General features: G+C 72.5%; 17 protein-coding genes and 1 tRNA gene. 7 read left to right on the top strand and 11 right to left on the bottom strand.

Going from position 1 to position 19,518, the window contains the following annotated elements:
* Window positions 1–49 precede the first annotated feature (49 nt).
* Together ACFYZA_RS24780 and ACFYZA_RS24775 are read left to right on the top strand one after the other, a co-directional pair.
* Window positions 50–1,033 carry an aldo/keto reductase gene (locus ACFYZA_RS24780; protein ID WP_382599193.1) on the top strand — a complete coding sequence of 328 codons (984 nt, stop codon included), beginning with the start codon at window positions 50–52 and terminating at the stop codon, window positions 1,031–1,033.
* Window positions 1,030–3,345, top strand: a complete 2,316-nt coding sequence (locus tag ACFYZA_RS24775) for a helix-hairpin-helix domain-containing protein (RefSeq protein WP_388492839.1) — start codon at window positions 1,030–1,032, stop codon at window positions 3,343–3,345. Before ACFYZA_RS24780 ends, ACFYZA_RS24775 begins: the two co-directional genes overlap by 4 nt.
* Before the next feature lie 63 nt (window positions 3,346–3,408).
* Here ACFYZA_RS24775 and ACFYZA_RS24770 read toward each other — a convergent pair whose 3' ends face one another.
* Complete coding sequence (locus ACFYZA_RS24770) at window positions 3,409–4,077, bottom strand: hypothetical protein (protein ID WP_382592809.1); 669 nt, start codon at window positions 4,075–4,077, stop codon at window positions 3,409–3,411.
* A 47-nt stretch (window positions 4,078–4,124) separates the two neighbouring features.
* On the opposite strand from ACFYZA_RS24770, the gene ACFYZA_RS24765 reads away from it, so the two are divergent.
* A complete protein-coding gene (locus tag ACFYZA_RS24765) occupies window positions 4,125–4,313 on the top strand; it encodes a DUF5703 family protein (protein WP_005319466.1) in 189 nt (62 codons plus the stop codon).
* An 89-nt stretch (window positions 4,314–4,402) separates the two neighbouring features.
* Here the strand turns inward: ACFYZA_RS24765 and ACFYZA_RS24760 are convergent, their stop codons facing one another.
* The 3 genes from ACFYZA_RS24760 to ACFYZA_RS24750 form a co-directional block, all read right to left on the bottom strand.
* A complete protein-coding gene (locus ACFYZA_RS24760; RefSeq protein WP_388492837.1) occupies window positions 4,403–5,335 on the bottom strand; it encodes a chaplin in 933 nt (310 codons plus the stop codon).
* A gap of 139 nt (window positions 5,336–5,474) precedes the next feature.
* Window positions 5,475–5,708 carry a chaplin ChpH gene (gene chpH / locus ACFYZA_RS24755; RefSeq protein ID WP_161252022.1) on the bottom strand — a complete coding sequence of 78 codons (234 nt, stop codon included), beginning with the start codon at window positions 5,706–5,708 and terminating at the stop codon, window positions 5,475–5,477.
* A gap of 224 nt (window positions 5,709–5,932) precedes the next feature.
* Entirely contained in the window at window positions 5,933–7,264 is a 1,332-nt protein-coding gene (locus ACFYZA_RS24750) for a M20/M25/M40 family metallo-hydrolase (RefSeq protein WP_382592803.1), read from the bottom strand.
* Window positions 7,265–7,451: 187 nt separating this feature from the next.
* On the opposite strand from ACFYZA_RS24750, the gene ACFYZA_RS24745 reads away from it, so the two are divergent.
* A tRNA-Leu gene (locus ACFYZA_RS24745) sits at window positions 7,452–7,539 on the top strand.
* 49 nt (window positions 7,540–7,588) lie between these two features.
* Here the strand turns inward: ACFYZA_RS24745 and ACFYZA_RS24740 are convergent.
* Window positions 7,589–9,115: a beta-ketoacyl-[acyl-carrier-protein] synthase family protein gene (locus ACFYZA_RS24740; protein ID WP_388492836.1), complete on the bottom strand. Its 1,527-nt coding sequence runs from the start codon at window positions 9,113–9,115 to the stop codon at window positions 7,589–7,591.
* A gap of 199 nt (window positions 9,116–9,314) precedes the next feature.
* Between ACFYZA_RS24740 and ACFYZA_RS24735 the strand changes: the two genes are divergently transcribed.
* Window positions 9,315–10,265: a pseudouridine synthase gene (locus tag ACFYZA_RS24735; RefSeq protein WP_388492834.1), complete on the top strand. Its 951-nt coding sequence runs from the start codon at window positions 9,315–9,317 to the stop codon at window positions 10,263–10,265.
* 261 nt (window positions 10,266–10,526) lie between these two features.
* On the opposite strand, the gene ACFYZA_RS24730 is transcribed toward ACFYZA_RS24735, so the two are convergent.
* From ACFYZA_RS24730 to ACFYZA_RS24715, 4 genes are all read right to left on the bottom strand, one after another.
* Window positions 10,527–11,162: an MBL fold metallo-hydrolase gene (locus ACFYZA_RS24730; RefSeq protein WP_388492832.1), complete on the bottom strand. Its 636-nt coding sequence runs from the start codon at window positions 11,160–11,162 to the stop codon at window positions 10,527–10,529.
* Window positions 11,162–12,247, bottom strand: a complete 1,086-nt coding sequence (locus tag ACFYZA_RS24725; protein WP_382592790.1) for an S-(hydroxymethyl)mycothiol dehydrogenase — start codon at window positions 12,245–12,247, stop codon at window positions 11,162–11,164. Before ACFYZA_RS24725 ends, ACFYZA_RS24730 begins: the two co-directional genes overlap by 1 nt.
* 56 nt (window positions 12,248–12,303) lie before the next feature.
* Window positions 12,304–13,947, bottom strand: coding sequence for an amidohydrolase (locus tag ACFYZA_RS24720; RefSeq protein ID WP_388492829.1), 1,644 nt, complete (start codon window positions 13,945–13,947; stop codon window positions 12,304–12,306).
* A 114-nt stretch (window positions 13,948–14,061) separates the two neighbouring features.
* Window positions 14,062–15,609, bottom strand: coding sequence for an APC family permease (locus ACFYZA_RS24715; RefSeq protein WP_388492827.1), 1,548 nt, complete (start codon window positions 15,607–15,609; stop codon window positions 14,062–14,064).
* 68 nt (window positions 15,610–15,677) lie between these two features.
* On the opposite strand from ACFYZA_RS24715, the gene ACFYZA_RS24710 reads away from it, so the two are divergent.
* A complete protein-coding gene (locus ACFYZA_RS24710) occupies window positions 15,678–16,385 on the top strand; it encodes a TetR/AcrR family transcriptional regulator (protein ID WP_382592781.1) in 708 nt (235 codons plus the stop codon).
* 87 nt (window positions 16,386–16,472) lie between these two features.
* Here the strand turns inward: ACFYZA_RS24710 and ACFYZA_RS24705 are convergent, their stop codons facing one another.
* Window positions 16,473–17,936, bottom strand: coding sequence for an amino acid permease (locus ACFYZA_RS24705; RefSeq protein WP_388492825.1), 1,464 nt, complete (start codon window positions 17,934–17,936; stop codon window positions 16,473–16,475).
* 229 nt (window positions 17,937–18,165) lie between these two features.
* A complete protein-coding gene (locus ACFYZA_RS24700) occupies window positions 18,166–18,867 on the bottom strand; it encodes a FadR/GntR family transcriptional regulator (RefSeq protein ID WP_382592775.1) in 702 nt (233 codons plus the stop codon).
* Window positions 18,868–19,005: 138 nt separating this feature from the next.
* On the opposite strand from ACFYZA_RS24700, the gene ACFYZA_RS24695 reads away from it, so the two are divergent.
* Window positions 19,006–19,515, top strand: coding sequence for a gluconokinase (locus ACFYZA_RS24695; RefSeq protein ID WP_388492968.1), 510 nt, complete (start codon window positions 19,006–19,008; stop codon window positions 19,513–19,515).
* Window positions 19,516–19,518: the final 3 nt, after the last annotated feature.

The raw sequence follows: 19,518 nt of genomic DNA, 5'->3' as shown, positions 1-19,518 counted from the left end.
TGTCCACAGGCTCTCTCCCCGCAGGCCCTTGGCCAGTAATCTCGCGCCCATGGAGCAGAGGCATCTCGGCCGCACGGGCCTGCGCGTATCCCGGATCGGGCTCGGCACCCTGACATGGGGCCGGGACGTCGGCGAGCAGGACGCCGCCGATCTCCTGAAGGGGTTCTGGGACGCGGGCGGCACCCTGATCGACACGGCGGACGTGTACGGAGGCGGGGATTCCGAGTACCTGCTCGGCCAGTTGATGGAACGGCTCGTGCCGCGCAGGGACTTGGTCGTCGCGACCAAGGCGGGCAGCGTGCCCGATCCCGACCGCCGCTTCGACGGCTCGCGCGGCCACCTCCTGAACGCCCTGGACGCCTCGCTCGAACGGCTTCGCACCGACTACGTGGACCTGTGGCAGGTGCACGCCTTCGACCGCGGTACGCCGCTGGAGGAGACCCTCCAGGCCCTCGACATCGCGGTCAGCAGCGGGCGGGCGCGCTATGCGGGCATCTCCAACTTCAGCGGCTGGCAGCTCGCCAAGGCCGCGACCTGGCAGCTCGCCGCGCCCGGTGTGCGCACCCGCCTGGCCAGCACCCAGATGGAGTACTCGCTGCTCCAGCGCGGCGTGGAGCGGGAGGTGCTGCCCGCCGCGCTGGACCTGGGCCTGGGGCTCCTCCCGTCGTCGCCGCTGGGCCGGGGCGTGCTGACCGGCAAGTACCGGCACGGGACGCCCGCGGACTCGCGGGGGGCGTCCGACGGGTTCTCGGCGTTCGTCGCGCCCTATCTCGACGACGCGGCGAGCCGGATCGTCGAGGCGGTCTCCATAGCGGCGGACGGACTCGCCGCGACACCCCTTCAGGTGGCGCTGGCCTGGGTGAGGGACCGGCCGGGAGTGGTGGCGCCGATCGTCGGCGCGCGCAACGCGCAGCAGCTCGCGGCGGCATTGTCAGTGGAGGCCCTTAGTCTTCCTGACGAGATCTGCCAGGCGCTCGACGACGTGTCGGCGCCCGTGCACCGCTATCCCGATCAGGACTGGAGCACGCTGTGACTGCGCTTCCCCAGGGCTCGGCCCCTGGATCCACGGCCGACGAATCCGCCGAGGCGGAGGTGGCGCCCGAGACCGTTCAGGCGCCCGCCGAGGAGCCCGAGGGCGCGGAGCCTGCCGACGGAGCGGGGGCCGGAGCCGAGGGTGCCGGGCCCGACGGCGAGGCCGACGGCGAGGACGGGGGTGCCGAGACCGCCGGGGCCGACGGCGAGGCCGAGGACGACGGCGAGGCCGACAGCGCCGACGCGGGCATCGAAGGGGCCGAGCCGGCAGCCGGGTCCGAGGCCGCCGAGGCGAAGACGGCCGAGGCGGCCCAGGTCTCCGAGGCGGCGGCCGAGCTCGCGGCCCAGCGGGAGTTGCGGGCCAGGATCGAGCAGCGCAAGGCGGAGAAGGAGGCGCCGATCCCGGCCGGCACCAAGCTGAGCGGGCAGGCGGCCGATCTCCTCGCGGCGGTACGGGCCGTGGAGAGCGGCGCGAAGTCGGGGACCGCGTTCTTCTCGGGCCCCCCGCCGGCCCCGCGCAAGCCGGCCCCCGGCCCCGCCCAGGAGGCGGCCCCGGCACGGCCCCGCGCCCCCGAGCCCGCCCAGGCGCCCGCCACTTCGGCCGAGGCCCTCTCCTCCGTACGGGAGGTGCTGACCCGGGGCGGCGCCCCTGAGGCGCTGGCCGCCCAGGTCACCGGCGCCCTCGGCGAGCAGGCGGCCGAGTGGCTCGGCGCGGACCCCTGGCAGCTCCTGGCCGTGCCCGGGGTGCGCCCCGAGCAGGCCGACGGCTTCGCGCGGGCGCTGCTCGGCGCCGAGTGCCGGCCGGACGACGAGCGCAGGGCGGCCGCCCTCGTCGGCTGGATCCTCGAACAGGCGGCGGTGCGGGGCCACACGGCGCTCGCCGCCGACGACGTCCGCAAGGCGCTGGCCGGGCGTTCCGTGCCGGATCCCGACGAGGCGGTCCACCAGGCCGTCGCCGAGGGCGTGGTGCTGGTCTTCCAGGACGGCCTGGCGGACGAGCCGGAAGCCGCCGACGACGGCGTGGACACCGAGGAGGCCGAGGAGGCGGCGGAGCCCGCCGAGCCGGTCGAGGTGCTGCTCGGGCTCGACCGGTACGCGCTCGCCGAGGAGAGCCTGGCCGACGGCCTGGCCCGGCTGCTCAACTCCCCGGTGGGGGACGACGGTTCGGTGTGGCCCGAGGGCGGCGAGCTGATCCGCGCGGTCGCGGGCAGCGGCCTGGTGGCGCACACCGGCGGCGAAGCCGCGCGCGCCGAGTCGGCGGCGGTGGTGACGGCGGCCGCCGCGGCCGGACTGCGAGCGGCAGGCGCGGCCCACACCGACGACGGACAGCGCCGACTGGCCGAACTGACCGGCCCACTGGCCGCGTTCACCCTCGCCGGGCTGCTGTCGGGCGAGGGCCCCGGCCGGGACGCGGACGGCGCGCTCGCGCTCGACGTCCTGGTGGTGCAGGACGCGGCGCAGCTCGACGTGGAGAGCGCGGCGATCCTGGTGGAGTCGCTGGCCGACGGCTGCCGTCTGGTGCTGAGCGGGGATCCGGGGGTGCTCGGCCCGGCGGGCGCGGGCCAGGTCTTCCAGGATGTGCTTTCCGCCCGCGTCTGCCCCGTCGTGGCATCGCGGCTGCCCGACCCCGGCCCGGTCGGCGAGCTGGTCTCGGGCATCGGCATCGGCGAGCTGAACCAGGTGGAGGCGCCCGGCAAGGAGGTCGTGATCGTCCCGGTGCGGGACGCGGGCGAGGCCGTGCACCGCTGTGTGCAGCTCCTGGCCGACTCGATTCCCCGGGCGTTCGGCATCCCGGCCGAGCAGGTCCAGGTCATCACGGTGGGCCACGGCGGCTCGGCGGGCACCCGCGCCCTCAACGCGGCAGTGAAGCAGCGCCTCAACCCCGGCCCCGGCCGCTTCGGCGGCTTCGACCCGGGCGACCGGGCGGCGTACGCCCAGGCCCCGGGGCGTACGGTCCTGGGCACCGTCGTGGAGGCGGACGCGGAGGGCCTGCGCCTCGACTGTGCCGGCACGCCCGTGCTGGTACCGAAGGAGCGGGTCGAGTCCGCGCTGCGGCACGGCTGGGCGCTGACCGCGCACCAGGCGATCGGGATGCGCTGGCCCGCCGTGGTCGCGGTGCTGCCGGGTGACGCGGCGCAGGGGCTCAACCGGGCCTGGGTGTATACCGCGTTCGGCCGCGCCGAGCGGCATCTGTCCGTCGTCCACGGGGTGGACCAGGCACTGCCCCGGGCCGTGGCGGAGGTCCTTCAGGCGCCGCGTACGACCCGGCTCGTCCCGCTCCTGCACGGCCTGATGAAGCCCGCGGAGCAGTAGGCGCATACGGCGGAGGCCGCGCACCCCGCTCGGGGTGCGCGGCCTCCGCCGTGTGCGGCCGGGTCAGGGGGTGGTCCGCAGGCCGTCCTCCTCGTCGAGGTCGTCCTCCAGCTCCTCCTCGTCGAAGACCGCGCTCACGTCGAAGCGGCACACCACGTGCTCCGGGTCGGCGTGGTCGAACGGCGTGCTCAGCCACTCGCCGGGTTCGGGGAGCTCCTCGGAGGCCGACACCCACAGCGTGGAGTCACCCTCCTCCAGGCCGAACTCCTTGTGCCGGGAGGCGATTTCATCGGGCTCGTACTCGCCGAAGAGCACCCCGAGCGCGGCGTGCACGCTGCTGCCGACGACCGGGGCCGTCCGCTCGCCCTCGTCCGTCTCGGGATCGAGGTCGGTGATCCGCTGGGCCTGGGCGAGCAGCCGCTGGGGCTCGGCCACCGCGTAGTCGCGGCGGATGAGGACGCTCAGGGCGTTGGGCTCCTCGGGGCCCGCGTAGGGCGGCAGCGAGTCGTCGGCGCCGGGGATCTCGAAGGGGGTCACCTCGTCGTAGCGGTCGTAGAGCCGCTCGTCGTACGCCTCGGCGGCCGCCGCGAGCGCGTTGAAGGCCTCGTACACATCGGGATCGTCGTCCCCCGTGCGGCGTTCCACCGCATCGAGGTGACGGTCCAGCGCGGCTTTGACCGCCTCGGCGGCGGCACGTACCTCGGCAGCGGTGGGCTGCGCAGCATCAGACATAGTGCAGACGCTATCCGTACCGGGCCTCTGCCCGCACAATAGATGCGATGCCGGAATACGAATTTGTCGACGTGTACGTCCCCCGCGGGGTGTCCCGCAAGGAGGCGACGCGTCTGCTGACCGACCACGCCGAGTACGGACACTGGGAGTTGGACCGACTGAGTCTGCACCGGGACGGCAGCCGCAGAGTGCGGCTGCGCAGGCGGATCATCCGCCAGGTGCGAGCCACGTGGTGAACGTGGACACATGACGGAGCGGGCCCCGCACGCCCGGGGCCCGCTCCGTCATGACAGCCGTACGGGACGGCCTGCCGGGACCGCTGCGGCTACTGCGCGGCGCGTCCGCGGCGGTAGAGCACCGCTCCGCCGAGCAGCAGACCCGCGGCGGCCGGAACGGCGAAGCCGATGCCCTCGGAGCCGGTGTGCGCGAGCTGCGGGGCCCCGGCCGGGACGGCCTGCGCCGCGGCGGCCACCGTGCCCGTGACCGGGGTGCCGGGCGTACCAGGCAGACCGGGCGCGGCAGGCTGCCCGGGCTTGGCCGGGTGGTGCGCGATCGGGCCGACCGGGTGCTGCGGAACACCGGGGTGCTGCGGCTGACCGGGCTGCCCCGGGTGCTGCGGCTGACCGGGGTGGCCCGGGTGCCCGGGGTGGCCGGGCTGACCCGGGTGGTGCGACTGCCCGGGGTGGTGCGGCGGGCAGGGCTGCTGGTGGCCGCCCGGGTGGCCGGGGTGCCCCGGGTGCTGCGGGGTGCCCGGGTGGTGGGGCTGACCGGGGTGGTGGGGCTGACCCGGGTGCTGCGGCTGGCCGGGGTGGCCCGGGTGCTGCGGGGTGCCGGGGCGGCCGCCCTCGACGTTGGCGCAGTCGTTGCCGAACGCGGGGTTGCCGATGCCGATCACGCTCACGCTGTTCCCGCAGAGGTTCACGGGTGCGTCGATGGGCGCCTGGATGTGGTTGCCGGAGCCCACGCCGGGCGAGTTGACGGCATGGCCGTTCGCGGCCGCCCCGCCGCCCTGGTGCCCCTTGTTGGCGCAGCCGTTGGCGAACGCCGGGCTGAGGGCGCCGATCACGTTCACCGTGTTGCCGCAGATGTTCACCGGCGCGTGCACCGGGAGCTGGACGGCGTTGCCGGACAGCACGCCCGGCGAGTTCGCGGCGCCGCCCCGGGCCGCCGAGTCGGCGTGTGCCGCGCCGCTGCCCATCGCGATGACGCCGCTGGCGGCCGCCATGGTGATCAGTCCCTTGCGGGTGACCTGTCGCATAGATTCGTTCCCTGCCTTCTGCCTTCCGGAAAGCCCGGCTGCGCCGTTGCGCCCGGGCTGAAATGCCCGGCGGCCCCGGAGTGCATGGCGCGCACTCCGGGGCCGCCCGGCTCAGACCCTCACGGGTTGAGGCACAACGTCACTTGTTGACGCAGGTGTTGCCGAAGGCGGGGTTCAGCAGCCCGATCACGGAGACCGTGTTGCCGCACAGGTTCACGGGGATGTGCACGGGGACCTGGATGACATTGCCGGAAGCGACACCCGGGGAGTGCACGGCGGCACCCTGGGCACCCGCGTCCGCGACAGCCAGACCCGCACCCGCCAGAACCAGACCACCAGTGACAGCCGCAGCAGCGACGACCTTCTTGATCATTACTTCCTCCTTGTTGGCATATGTGCGGTCCCAGCCGCGGACCGCACACCCTGTAACGAGGGGGAAGTTATGGGGCTACGAGCATATGAGTGCATTCACTCTTTTCAGTCGGATACGTACGTTCAAACGATTAGCGGAGCGCCACCCCGGCACGTGGTGACCGCTGCTCGCGGGCCCGGCCGCGCCCCAGGAGGCACCTGTGGCCCCAGGAGGCGTCCATGACCTCAGGAGGCGTCGATGAACCGGTCCAGGACCCGCACGCCGAACTTCAGGCCGTCGACCGGAACCCGCTCGTCCACGCCGTGGAACATTCCGGCGAAGTCCAGCTCCGGCGGCAGCTTCAGCGGCGCGAAGCCGAAGCCGCGGATGCCCAGGTCGTCGAAGGACTTGGCGTCGGTGCCGGCCGACAGCATGTACGGCACGGCACGGGCGATCGGGTCCTCGGCCTGCAGCGCGGTCTGCATCGCGTCCACCAGGGCGCCGTCGAACGTGGTCTCCAGGGCCTTGTCCGCGTGGACGTCCTCGCGCCTGACGCGCGGGCCCAGGATCCGGTCCAGGTCGGCGAGGAACTCCTCCTCGTACCCCGGCAGGAACCGCCCGTCGACGTGCGCGGTGGCCTGACCCGGGATGACGTTGACCTTGTAACCGGCGCCCAGCTGCGTCGGGTTGGCGGTGTTCTGCAGGGAGGCGCCGATGAGCTTGGCGATGCCGCCGAGCTTGGCGAGGGTCTCGTCCATGTTCTCGGGGTCGAGCTCGGTGCCGAGCGCGTCGCCGAGCTCGTCGAGGAAGTGGCGCAGCGTCTTGGTCACCCGCACCGGGAACTTGTGCCGGCCGAGGCGCCCCACCGCCTCGGACAGCTCGGTGATGGCGTTGTCCTTGTGGATCATCGAGCCGTGTCCGGCGGTGCCGTCCACGGTCAGCTTCATCCAGTGCATGCCCTTCTGGGCCGTCTCGACGAGGTAGAGCCGCAGCTTCTCGTTGACGGTGAAGGAGAAGCCGCCGACCTCGCTGATCGCCTCGGTGACGCCCTCGAAGAGCTCGGGGTGCTTGTCGACGAGGAAGCGGGCCCCATAGGTGCCGCCGGCCTCCTCGTCCGCGAGGAAGGCGAGGACGATGTCGCGCGGGGGCTTGCGGCCGCTGCGCAGCCGGTCGCGCACGACCGCGAGGGTCATCGCGTCCATGTCCTTCATGTCGACCGCGCCGCGTCCCCACACACAGCCGTCGGCGATCTCGCCGGCGAAGGGGTCGTGGGTCCAGTCGTCGGCGTTAGCCGGCACGACGTCGGTGTGGCCGTGGATGAGCAGCGCGGGCCGCGACGGGTCCTCGCCCGCGATCCGGGCCACCGTGGAGGCGCGGCCCTTGTGGGACTCGAAGATCTTCGGCTCAAGGCCGACCTCCGCGAGCTTCTCCGCGACGTACTCCGCGGCCGCACGTTCGCCGGGGCCGGAGTGGTCGCCGTAGTTGCTGGTGTCGATCCGGATGAGGTCGCGACAGAGGTCGACGACCTCGTCCTCACCGGTCACGCCGCCGGTCCGGGTCGTGCTCGACTCGCTCACGCTGCTTCCTCCCGCTGTCGCTCCGCTTGGTCCTCCCCCATCCTCCCCCCGCGCCCCCTCGGCACCCAAGGGCGGCTTCCCGCCGACATCCGGAGTTCACGCAGGCCAGGGGGGTGATCGAGCACCCCCGGATGTTTGCTATTGTTTTCCACGTCGGAACGGGCACGGCCCGCGAGACAGACACCTTGTCCGGGTGGCGGAATGGCAGACGCGCTAGCTTGAGGTGCTAGTGCCCTTTATCGGGCGTGGGGGTTCAAGTCCCCCCTCGGACACCAGCGAGAACCCCACTTCGGTGGGGTTCTTTCGCGTTTCCGGCAGGGCTGATCACATCCTGCGGAGGGCCAGCACCGCGTTGTGGCCGCCGAAACCGAAGGAGTTGCTGAGGACCAGGTCGCCGCACGGCGGCAGGGGGCGGGGGGTGTCGCGGACTATGTCCAGGCCCAGGCCCTCCTCGGGGTGGTCGCAGCCGACGGTCGGGGGGATCAGGCCGTCCCGCAGGGTGAGGACCGAGGCGACGGCCTCCACGCCGCCCGCGCCGCCCTGGAGGTGGCCCAGGGCGCCCTTGTTCGCGGTGACGGGGATGTCCCGGATCTGGCTGCCGAAGAGGCGGCCGAGCGCGACGGCCTCCGTGCGGTCGCCCTCGACGGTCGCCGTGGCGTGTGCGTTGACATGGGCCACGTCGTCGGGCGTCGCCCCGGCGTCGGTGAGGGCCGAGCGCAGCGCGGCCTCGATGCCGCGCCCGTGGGGTTCGGGCGCGGCCATGTTGAAGGCGTCCGCCGACAGGCCCCAGCCGGCCGCCTCGCAGTAGATGCGGGCGCCCCGGGCCCGGGCGTGCTCCTCGTCCTCCAGGACCAGTACGCCGGCGCCCTCGCCCAGGACGAACCCGTCGCGGGCGTCGTCGAACGGCCTCGACGCGTGCTCGGGCTGGTCGTTGCGCGTCGAGACGGCCCGCATCGCGGCGAAGGCGGCGAGGATCTCCGGTGTGATCACGGCCTCGGTGCCGCCCGCGAGCACGAGGTCGAGGCGCCCGCCGCGGATGGCGTCGACGGCCTGCCCGATCGCCTCCGTACCGGAGGCGCAGGCGGACACGAAGGTTCGCGCCTCGCCGCGGATGTCCAGGTCCTTGGATATCTGGGCGGCGGAGGCGGACGGCACGGTCATGGGCGTGGTGTGCGGGGAGACCGCTCTCGGCCCGCGTGCGATGAGCGTGAGCCGGCTCTCGACCATGACGGGCGCGCCGCCGATGATCGTGCCCATCGAGACTCCGGTACGGGTCGGCCGCAGCCCGGCGGCGACCGTTCCCCCGGGGTCGAGCCCCGCGTCCCGCCAGGCTTCGCGGGCGGCGAGGAGCGCGAACTGGGCGGACCGGTTCATCCGCCGCGCCAGCGGCCTGGGCAGCAGCTCCGCGGGTTCGAGGGCGGCCCGGGCGGCAAGGCGTACCGGAAGCCCGTCGAAGTCGGGTCCCTCCATGAGGGAGACCCCGCAACGGCCTTCGAGCAGGCCCTGCCACAGTTCGGGCACGTCGGCGCCGAGCGGGCTGACCGCGCCCAGGCCGGTCACCACGACCCGGCGTCGCCGGGGGACGGCCCACTGCGCGGGGTCGGGCAGCTGGGCCGGGTCCACCCGTGTGGTGCGCACGACCTGACGTTCGTAGCGGGGCAGCACGCGTTCCACGTCGGGGCCGCCGGTCAGGGGGCGCAGGTGCAGCCGGGTCTTCGTCTCGGTCGCGGGCGCGGTGCGCACCACCACGAGCCAGGGGCCGTCCGGGTCCGTCGCGATGACGTCTCCGGGCACCAGTTCACCCGTGGTGAGCAGACAGCACTTGCCTCCCATGACCGACTCGTCGCTCATCCTGGATCCTTGCTCCTCATTCACGACAGAAGCGGAGATCTCGTACGCAACCTCCTCAGGCAGCATGCCTCCCGGTGGGGACACCCGCAGGCCAGGGCGGTCGGCGGCACTGGCCGACTCCCCCAGGGCCCGGCATACCTACGGGCTCTGACCTGGGATTCTCTTGCCCCGGACGGGTTCGGTGGGGTTCTCTTGTTGCGTGAGACGCAGATCCAGGACCCCGGACGCCCCGCTCGCGCAGCGCGACGGCATCGATCCGGTGCGTGTGCGGCTGCCCGCCGACCCGGCGGGGGCCTGGGCCACCGTCGGCGATCACCTGCGGGGGCGGTTCGAGGGGGCGATCGGCGCGGAGCGCGTGGCCGCGATGCTCGGCGAGGGGCGGTTCGTCGGGGCCGAGGGGGCGCTGAGCGGGGCGGAGGCGTACCGGGCGGGGATGTACGTGTGGTTCCACCGGGACTTCGCGCCGGAGGTGGCGGTGCCGTTCGGGATCGGGATCGTGTACCGCGACGAGCGGATCGTGATCGCGGACAAGCCGCACTTCCTCGCGACCACACCGCGCGGCCGGCACATCACCGAGACCGCGGTGGCGCGGCTGCGACGGGACCTGGCCCTGCCCGCGCTCCAGCCCGCCCACCGCCTCGACCGTCTGACGGCGGGTCTGGCCCTGTTCGTCGTGCGGCCCGAGGACAGGGGCGCGTACCAGAACCTGTTCAGCGGGCGCCGGGTGCGCAAGGAGTACGAGGCGGTGGCGCCGTACGACCCCGGGGTCGCCCTGCCCGTGACCGTACGCAGCCGGATCGTCAAGGAGCGCGGGGTGATCGCCGCCCGTGAGGAGGCGGGCGAGCCCAATGCGGAGAGCCGGATCGAGCTGGCCGAACGGCGCGGCTCCCTCGGCCGCTACCGCCTGCTGCCCGCGACCGGCCGGACCCATCAGCTGCGGGTCCACATGAACCGGCTCGGTCTGCCGATCCTCAACGATCCGGTGTATCCGGTGGTCCTGCCGGAAGCCGATGCGGACCACTTCGAGAGGCCCCTCCAACTGCTCGCCAGGGTGCTTGAGTTCACCGATCCGGTGGACGGACGGCTGCGCGGGTTCGAGAGCCGGCTTCGACTGGAGTCCTGGCCGAGCCCGCAGACATGGGACCAATAGGGCCTCTACGTACGGAAATTGCGGCTCCGAGGTGCCCAGGGCCAGCAAAGGTCCGATAGGCCACCTCGCTGGGTGCGGGCCGCTCCCCGGTGACCGCCCCGTACCCGGTGCCGCCAAGGGGCGCGGGGAACTGCGCGACCAGCCACGCACGGTGGACGGACGAAGGGGGCCGGGGCCGGGGCCCCGGAGCGGGCGGCGCCTCGGCCCCGAGGGGCCGAGGCGCGGGGCCCCAGAGGGGCGGCCCGCGCCCGGGGCGGGGGCTCAGTGGCCGCGGGTGATCCACTCTGCCAAGTGAGGGGCCTCCGCCGCGACCGTCGTCGCGTCGCCATGCCCCGTACGCACCACCGTGTCCCCCGGCAGCGTCAGCACCCGGTCCCTGATCGAGTCGATGATCGTCGGGAAGTCCGAGAAGGAGCGGCCCGTCGCGCCGGGGCCGCCGGCGAACAGGGTGTCGCCGGTGAAGACCGTGCCGAGGGCCGGCGCGTGGAGGCAGACCGCTCCCGGCGCGTGGCCCGGGGTGTGGATGACCTCGAACTCCACGTCCGCGACCGACACCCGCTCCCCGTCGGTGAGTTCACCGTCCGGCAGCCGGTCGGGGTGCGTCTGCTTCCACAGCGGGAGGTCGTCCCGGTGCAGCAGGATCGGCGCGCCCGTGGCCTCCGCCAGGGCCGGCGCCGCGTCGATGTGGTCGTTGTGGGCGTGCGTGCACAGGATGGCCCGCAGGGTGCGGCCGCCCAGGGCCGCCAGGATCGCCCGCGCGTCGTGCGCCGCGTCGATGACGACGGCCTCCTCGTCGTCCCCGACGATCCACACGTTGTTGTCGACGTCCCACTCGCCCCCGTCGAGAGCGAACGTGCCGGACGTGACCAGATGGTCAATGCGTGCGCGAACGGTCATCAGAACTCCACCACCGAACGCAGCACGTCACCCTCGTGCATCCGCTCGAAGGCCTTCTCGACCTCGTCGAGCGCGATCGTCTCGGTGACGAACGCCCCGAGGTCGATCCGCCCCTGCTGGTGCAGGTCGACCAGCATCGGGAAGTCCCGCGAGGGCAGGCAGTCGCCGTACCAGGAGGACTTCAGGGCGCCGCCCCGGCCGAAGACGTCCAGGAGCGGGAGTTCCAGGGTCATGTCGGGGGTCGGCACGCCGACCAGGACGACCGTGCCGGCCAGATCTCGGGCGTAGAACGCCTGCTTGTACGTCTCGGGGTGGCCCACCGCCTCGATGACGACGTCCGCGCCGTTGCCGCCGGTCAGCTCGCGGATCGCCTCGACGGCGTCCTGGCTGCGGGAGTTGACGGTGTGCGTGGCGCCCATCGTCTTGGCCGTGGCCAGCTTGCGGTCGTCGATGTCCACCGCGATGATCTTCGCCGCGCCCGCGAGCCGGGCGCCGACGACCGCCGCGTCGCCGACGCCGCCGCAGCCGATGACGGCGACGGAGTCGCCCCGGCCGACGTTGCCGGTGTTGATGGCCGCGCCGATGCCGGCCATGACCCCGCAGCCGAGCAGCCCCGCCACCGCCGGGGAGACCGCCGGGTCGACCTTGGTGCACTGGCCCGCAGCGACCAGGGTCTTCTCGGCGAACGCCCCGATGCCGAGCGCCGGGGACAGCTCCGTACCGTCGAGCAGCGTCATCTTCTGCTGCGCGTTGTGCGTGTTGAAGCAGTACTGCGGGCGGCCCCTCAGACAGGCGCGGCAACTGCCGCACACCGCACGCCAGTTGAGGATCACGAAGTCGCCGGGCGCGACATCGGTGACGCCCTCGCCGACCGACTCCACGATGCCGGACGCCTCGTGGCCGAGCAGGAACGGGAAGTCGTCGTTGATGCCGCCCTGCTTGTAGTGCAGATCGGTGTGGCAGACGCCGCAGGCCTGGATCTTCACCACGGCCTCACCGGGGCCCGGGTCGGGCACCACGATGGTCTCCACCCGTACGGGCTGGTTCTTCCCCGGTGCGATGACCCCTTGGACCTGCTGCGACATGCCGCCACTCCCTGCTTCGTACCGTCGGCTGTATGCGGGTGTATCAGGAATACACCTTATGAGGTGGCTTCGTGCACCCGTCGACCGCCGACATAGGTCGCGAGCACCCGGGTCGCGCCGATCTCCTCCGGCGGCCCCGCGTACGGGTCGCGGTCGAGCACCGCGAGGTCCGCGAGCGCACCCGCCCGGATCGAGCCCGTGTCGTCGAGGTGGTTCACGTACGCGGTCCCCGCGGTGTACGCGGCGAAGGCCGCGGTCAGGGTGATGCGCTGCTCCGGCAGGAAGGCGGGCCCCTTCTCGCCGGGGGCGACCCGGTTGACCGCCGTGTGGATGCCCCGCATCGGGTCGGGGCTGCTGACCGGCCAGTCGGAGCCCGCGGCCACCGTCGCCCCGGAGCGGAGCAGCGCCGCGAACGGGTACTGCCATCCGGCCCGCTCGGCGCCGAGGAAGGGGATGGTCAGCTCGTCCATCTGGGGTTCGTGGGAAGCCCACAGGGGCTGGATGTTGGCGGTGGCGCCGAGCGCGCGGAAGCGGTCGATGTCGTCGGGGTGGACGATCTGGAGGTGGGCCAGGTGCGGCCGGGTGTCGGTCCACCCGTTGGCCTCGCGGGCGGCCGCCACCGCGTCGAGCGCCTCGCGCACCGCCCGGTCGCCGAGCGCGTGGAAGTGGGCCTGGAAGCCGAGGGCGTCCAACTGTGTGACGTAGCCGCGCAGTTCGGCCGGGTCGACGAAGCTGGTGCCGGTGTTGGCGGTGGCGCAGCCGCAGGCGTCGAGGTAGGGCCCGAGCAGCGCCGCGGTGCCGGTCTCCGCGACCCCGTCCTGCATGATCTTCACCGATCCGGCGGTGAACCGGCCTCGGCTCAACTGCCGTCGGCGCTCGACCAGTTCGGGGATCTGCTCGGCGCCGCGCTCGCGGTCCCACCACAGCGCGCCGGCCACCCGGGCGGTCAGCGAACCGTCGCGGGCGGCGGTCACATAGGCGTCGGCGGGATCGTCCATCGAGCCGAAGTTCCCGACGATCGCGTCCTGCCAGGCGGTGATGCCGTACGAGTGGAGGTGGGCCTGGGCGCGCAGCAGGGCCGCGAGGCGTTCGGCCGGGGTCGAGCGGGGCGTGAGCCGGCCCACCAAATCCATGGCGCCCTCCTGGAGCAGCCCGGTCGGCTCGCCGGAGGCGTCGCGTTCGATGCGGCCGTCGGCCGGGTCGGGGGTGTCCCGGGTGAGGCCGGCGAGGGCCAGGGCCCGGGAGTTGACCCAGGCCCCGTGGTGGTCCCGGTTGGGGAGGTAGACGGGCCGGTCGGGCACGACCCGGTCCAGGAGTTCCCGGGTGGGGCTGCCGCCCTCGAAGGCCTCCATCGACCAGCCTCCCCCGGTGATCCACTCCTGTCCGGGGTGGGCGTCGGCGTAGGCGCGTACCGCGGCCAGCGTGTCGGTCGCCGTCCGCAGGCCCGTGAGGTCGCAGCGGGCCAGTTCGATGCCCGCCGAGACCGGGTGGACATGGGCGTCCTGGAAGCCGGGGATCAGCAACTTGCCCGCCAGGTCCACGACTTGGGTCTTCGGGCCGATCAGTTCGCGCACCTCGTCGTGGCCGACGGCGGTGACGCGGTCCCCGGTGACGGCCACGGTGGTGGCGCGGGAGCGGGCGGCGTCCAGGGTGAGGACCGGGCCGCCGGTGAAGACGAGGTCGGCGGGGTCGTGACGCATGGGTGGATCCGTTCTGTGAGGAGTGGCGCAGGGTGGGTCGGTCGTCCCGGACGGCTTCGGGGGCCACGCGGGTGCGGTGCGGGTGCCCAGCCGGCTTCGGGCGGTGCGGGTCGCTCAGACGGCTTCGGGTGAGGCACCGAGCGGTGCCGGTTCGGTGTCCGTGGTGGACAGGCCGGTGACGAAGTACGGTGATTTCCTTACCCACTTGGCCCAGGCCGCCGCGACGAAGCCGCTGAGCAGCATCGCGGCGGGGCAGGCGAGCATGAACCAGCCGTTGTCCGGGCTGACTTCGAAGTGGTCGGCGGAGGTGTAGAAGGTCCAGGCGAGGTAGCCGCCGAGGCCGAGCAGGAACAGGGCGCTCAGGACCGGGATCACCACGGCACGCACCGCCTCGACCACGCTCTCCCGCAACGCCCCCCGGAAGCGGCTCGCGGCGGCGAGGGCGGTCAGCGCGTAGTAGAGGGACACGACGATGCCGATGGCATTGACGGAGGCGAGGATCAGGTCGCCGATCTTGGGGATGAGCAGCGAGAGCACGGCGATGGCCACCGCGACGGCGCCGATGGCGATGGTGCCCGCCGCCGGGGTCCCGTACCGGGGGCTGACCCTGAGCCAGAGCGGGCCGAGGGTGCGGTCGCGGCTCATCGCGAACATGCCGCGCACGGTGGGGATGACACCGGACTGGAGCGAGGCGACGGCCGAGAAGGTCAGCGCGACCAGGGGCAGTGCGGCGAGCGGCCGGGTGGCGAGCCGGTCCCCGAAGAAGGTGAGGCCCTGGGCTCCGTGGCCCACCAACTCGTCGGCGGAGAGCACCCGTTGGAAGGCGAACGAGCCGAGCAGGAAGAGGCCGAGCATGGTGAACAGGGTGATGAGTCCGGCCTTGGAGGCGTCCTCGGGGTCCTTGACCTCCTCGTTCACGCTGAAGGTCGACTCGAATCCCCAGTAGCAGAAGACGGAGAGCAGCAGCCCCTGGGCGAGTGCCTGGCCGGAGGGGATGGTGAACGGGTTCAGCCAGTCCAGGCTGAAGGGGTGCGGGCCCGCGAAGAGGCCGTAGCCGCAGAAGCCGAGCAGCACCGCGTACTCGAAGACCAGGAGCCACTTCTGGAGGGCGGCCGCCGAGCGGGTGCCGACGACCGCGGTGAAGGTGACGGCGGCCAGGATCACGATGCCGATGGCGGTGGACTGGGCCGTGGAGTCGGGGTCAAGGCGCAGCCCGCCGACGCTCACCAGGCCTGCCTCGCCCGCCAGTTGGAGCAGGGCGGAGCCGGTGACGGCGGTGGTGTAGGCGAGGAAGACGACGGTGGAGACGATGCCGATCCAGCCGGTCAGGAAGCCCAGCCAGGGGCTGAGCGAGCGGCCCACCCACACATAGCCGCTGCCCATGTTGGGCTCGACCTTGTTGAGCCGGGTGTACGCGCTCGCGATGCCGAGGATCGGGATGAACGCGAGCAGCATCACGATCGGGAGGTGCAGTCCCACGGCGCCCGCCGTGACGCCGAGTCCGATGCCGATGCTGGTGGTGGCCGCCGTGGAGGAGGCGGCGATGGCGACGCCGTCGAGGACGCCGAGGCTCTTGCGCAGCACGGGTGGGTCACTGCCGTAGGGAGTGCGCACGGACTCTCCTTCGCCGAGGGGCGCTTTTCGGCCCCGATGGCGGCACATCGAACTCCGGGTGGAGCCAGTGCGTCAACGCCGTTGTCATAAGGTGCGCCGGTCCGTAGGGTGCGGCCATGAGCGAGCGAGTCGTGGCGGACGGGGAGCGGCGCCGGCGCCGGCCCACCAAGCGGGGCACGGTGCTTTCCGAGGAGCTGATCGTCGAGACCGCACTGCGGCTGATCGGCGAGCACGGGGCGGCGGCGCTGACCGTGCGCCGGCTCGGCACGGCGCTCGGCGCGGACCCGAGCGCGCTGTACCGGTACTTCCAGGACACCGACGACCTGCTGCTCGCGGTGGCGGACGAGCTGATCGGGCGCACCCTGCGCTCCTGGCGGGCGACCGGCGAGTGGCGGGCCGACCTGCGCTCGCTCGGCCTGCGCATCCACGCCGACTACCAGGCCCACCCGCAGGCGGCGGTGCTGACGTGTACGCGGGTGACCGGCCGGGTGCACGAGATGCGCTCGGTGGAGACGATCCTGGGGATCCTGCGCGGGGCCGGGTTCCCGGACGCCGAGGCGGTGCGGATCTACCACGTGTTCGTGGACCAGACCCTGGCGTTCGCGGCCCTCGACGCGACCGTGCTCACCCTGCCGAAGGAGTCCCGGGTCCTGGAGGAGCGGGCCTGGCGGGAGAAGTACGCGCGGCTCGGTGCGGACACCCATCCGCATGTGGCCGCGACGGCGCCGACCCTGGTGGCGGAGATGGGCCGCAGCGCCTATCCGGCCGCCCTGGAGATGATGCTGGCGGCGGCCGAGGCCCGGCTGCGGCACGTGCGGGCCTGAGCCGTACGGGGACGGCCTGGCGCGGCAGGACGTGAAGAAGGGCGGCGCCCCCGTGGTCCGGGGTGCCGCCCTTTCGCAGATCCGGGGTTACGGCTGGGGCTTGGCCGCGGCGATCGCGCCGACCCGCTTGCGGACGACGTACCAGCCGCCGACGAGCAGCGCCGCGATGACCGGGAGGCAGTAGATCGTGGTGCGGCCGACGCCGCCGCCGTACCACATCAGGAAGGCGACGGTCGCGAGGAAGACCAGCGTCACGATCTGCGTGTAGGGCGCCCAGGGCAGCTTGTAGGAGGGGCGCTCCAGGTGGCCCTGCTGTGCGCGGCGCCAGAAGAGCAGCGAGCAGACCATGATCATCGCCCAGGTGCCGAGGATGCCGATGGAGGCGAAGTTCAGCACGATCTCGAAGGCGTCGTCCGGCACGACCTTGTTCAGGGCGACGCCGAGGACGCCGAAGAAGGCGGTGAACAGGACGCCGCCGTACGGCACCTTGCCCTTGTTCATGACGCCGACGAACTTGGGCGCCGAGCCCGCGAGGGACATCGAGCGCAGGATGCGGCCGGTGGAGTACAGGCCGGAGTTGAGGCTGGAGAGGGCCGCGGTGAGGACCACCAGGTTCATCACGCCGGCCGCGCCCGGCACGCCGATCTTGTCGAGGACGGTGACGAACGGGCTCTGGTTCTCGGAGTACTCGGTGTACGGCAGCAGCAGCGCGAGCAGCACCACGGAACCGACGTAGAAGATGCCGACCCGCCACATGATCGAGTTGATCGCCTTGGGCAGGATCTTCTGCGGGTTCTCCGTCTCGCCGGCGGCGACGCCGCACAGCTCGACCGAGGCGTAGGCGAAGACGACGCCCTGGATGACGAGCAGCATGGGCAGCATGCCCATCGGGAAGATGCCGCCGTGGCTGGTGATGTTGGCGAAGCCCGGCGTGGAGCCGTCCACGTCGTGCTGGGTCACCACCAGGTAGATGCCGACCAGCATGAAGGCGACGAGCGCGACGACCTTGATGATCGCGAACCAGAACTCCATCTCGCCGAAGTACTTCACGGAGATGAGGTTGGCGGCGAGGACGACCGAGAGGGCGACGAGCGCGCAGACCCACTGCGGGACGTCGCTGAACATGGCCCAGAAGTGGGCGTAGGTCGCGGCCGCGGTGATGTCGGCGACGGCCGTGGTCGACCAGTTCAGGAAGTACAGCCAGCCCGCCGTGTAGGCGCCCTTCTCTCCCATGAACTCACGGGCGTAGGAGACGAAGGCGCCCGAGGAGGGGCGGTAGAGCACGAGCTCACCGAGGGCCCGTACGACGAAGAAGGCGAAGACGCCGCAGACCGCGTACGCGATCGCGAGGGAGGGTCCCGCGCCCGCCATCCGGCCGCCGGCACCGAGGAAGAGACCGGTGCCTATCGCGCCGCCGATGGCGATCATGTTGATGTGGCGGGACTTGAGGTCCTTGCTGTAACCGGCGTCACCGGCGTCGATGTGGGGGGTGCCCGTCGTCGCCCCCGCGGGGGCACTCTGGGTCTCGGCCGCAGGCATGCGGTCACTCATGGAGTAGTTCGCCTTTGTGAGGGGTCATGCGGTCGTGCGGGACCGGTCGTGCCGGTGACGCAGGTCGTCACCGTGGCGGGGACTAGCGTCACCATGGCACGGACCAGCGGCCCATAGTTCCGCCTGGCGGCACAGTTTGGCAGTGGCCAATGTCACGTAGAGACAGATTTGAGGTGTTTCTGAGGTAACTGAAAGGTATCCGGCGAGCGGAATTCGTTGCTCAGGGTACCTATGGTGCGAGGACGTCCAGCTCCTGGAGTGCGCCCACGGCGATCTCCCGGGTCAGCCGCTCGGCCTCCGCCGCGTCCCGCGCGCGGACCGCCTCGGCGACCCGCACATGCAAAGTGACGGCGGCGGGATCGGGGTCGGGGAACATCACCTGGTGGTGGGTGCGGCCGGCCAGGACCTCGGCCACCACATCGCCGAGCCGGGCGAACATCTCGTTGCCGGAGGCGTTGAGCACGATCCGGTGGAAGGCCACGTCGTGCACGAGGTACGCCTCCAGTTGCCGCCCGCGCGAGGTGGCGACCATGCCGAGGGCCTGCTCGGTGAGGTCCGCGCACTGGGCGGGGGTGGCCCGCAGGGCCGCGAGGCCCGCGGCGACCGGCTCCACGGCGGAGCGCAGCACGGTCAGCGAGCGCAGCTGGCGCGGGCGGTCGGCGCCCGCCAGGCGCCAGCGGATGACCTGCGGGTCGTACACGTTCCACTGCTCGGCCGGCTGCACGGTCACGCCGACCCGGCGCCGGGACTCGACCAGGTACATGGACTCCAGGACCCGGATCACCTCGCGCACCACCGTGCGCGAGACGTCGAAGCGCTGGGCCAGCTCATCGGTGCGCAGCACGCTGCCGGGCGGGTACTCGCCCGCGGTGATCGCCAGACCCAGGCTTTCGAGCACATGCGTGTGGAGCCCCCGGGCCTGAGTCGTCATGGCCCAAGCCTACGGGCCGCCAATGAGGCTTCAAAAGTATGACTTTTAAATCACGAACTCTTGAATATGTCGTACCTAATGAGTTTGAGTGTGCGCGAGGACATCGATGTCGAAGAGGACAGCGAGGCACCACCCGCAATGAACACTCCCCTGACCATCGTCGTGATGGGCGTTGCCGGGACCGGCAAGACCACCATCGGGCCGCTGGTCGCAGAACGGCTCGGCGTCCCCTACGCCGAGGGCGACGACTTCCACCCCGCGGCCAACGTCGCCAAGATGTCCGCGGGCATCCCCCTGGACGACGACGACCGCCTGCCCTGGCTGGACGCCATCGGCGCCTGGGCACACGGCCGGGCCGGGCTCGGCGGGGTGGTGAGCAGCTCCGCGCTCAAGCGGAGCTACCGCGACCGGCTGCGCGCGGCCGCCCCCGGAGCCGTCTTCCTGCACCTGACCGGCGACCGGGCGCTCATCGAGCACCGGATGGCCGAGCGCAAGGGCCACTTCATGCCGGCCGCGCTGCTCGACTCGCAGTTCGCCACCCTCCAGCCGCTGGGCCCCGACGAGGCGGGCGTCGCCGTCGACGTGTCCGGCACCCCCGAGGACATCGCGGAGCGGGCCGCCGCCGCGCTGCGCACGCTCACCAAGTAAGGA

It is taken from the genome of Streptomyces sp. NPDC001828 (assembly GCF_042892175.1).
Lineage (GTDB): Bacteria > Actinomycetota > Actinomycetes > Streptomycetales > Streptomycetaceae > Streptomyces.
This window is presented reverse-complemented; position numbering and strand designations above follow the sequence as displayed.

Bases quoted from the DNA above. Each gene is read 5' to 3' on its own strand.
- chpH (WP_161252022.1), bottom strand. From the start codon at position 5,708: ATGATCAAGAAGGTCGTCGCTGCTGCGGCTGTCACTGGTGGTCTGGTT.
- ACFYZA_RS24720 (WP_388492829.1), bottom strand. From the start codon at position 13,947: ATGCGTCACGACCCCGCCGACCTCGTCTTCACCGGCGGCCCGGTCCTC.
- ACFYZA_RS24740 (WP_388492836.1), bottom strand. From the start codon at position 9,115: ATGAGCGACGAGTCGGTCATGGGAGGCAAGTGCTGTCTGCTCACCACG.
- ACFYZA_RS24765 (WP_005319466.1), top strand. From the start codon at position 4,125: ATGCCGGAATACGAATTTGTCGACGTGTACGTCCCCCGCGGGGTGTCC.
- ACFYZA_RS24705 (WP_388492825.1), bottom strand. From the start codon at position 17,936: ATGAGTGACCGCATGCCTGCGGCCGAGACCCAGAGTGCCCCCGCGGGG.
- ACFYZA_RS24695 (WP_388492968.1), top strand. From the start codon at position 19,006: ATGAACACTCCCCTGACCATCGTCGTGATGGGCGTTGCCGGGACCGGC.
- ACFYZA_RS24725 (WP_382592790.1), bottom strand. From the start codon at position 12,247: ATGTCGCAGCAGGTCCAAGGGGTCATCGCACCGGGGAAGAACCAGCCC.
- ACFYZA_RS24700 (WP_382592775.1), bottom strand. From the start codon at position 18,867: ATGACGACTCAGGCCCGGGGGCTCCACACGCATGTGCTCGAAAGCCTG.
- ACFYZA_RS24780 (WP_382599193.1), top strand. From the start codon at position 50: ATGGAGCAGAGGCATCTCGGCCGCACGGGCCTGCGCGTATCCCGGATC.
- ACFYZA_RS24770 (WP_382592809.1), bottom strand. From the start codon at position 4,077: ATGTCTGATGCTGCGCAGCCCACCGCTGCCGAGGTACGTGCCGCCGCC.
- ACFYZA_RS24710 (WP_382592781.1), top strand. From the start codon at position 15,678: ATGAGCGAGCGAGTCGTGGCGGACGGGGAGCGGCGCCGGCGCCGGCCC.
- ACFYZA_RS24715 (WP_388492827.1), bottom strand. From the start codon at position 15,609: ATGTGCCGCCATCGGGGCCGAAAAGCGCCCCTCGGCGAAGGAGAGTCC.
- ACFYZA_RS24760 (WP_388492837.1), bottom strand. From the start codon at position 5,335: ATGCGACAGGTCACCCGCAAGGGACTGATCACCATGGCGGCCGCCAGC.
- ACFYZA_RS24730 (WP_388492832.1), bottom strand. From the start codon at position 11,162: ATGACCGTTCGCGCACGCATTGACCATCTGGTCACGTCCGGCACGTTC.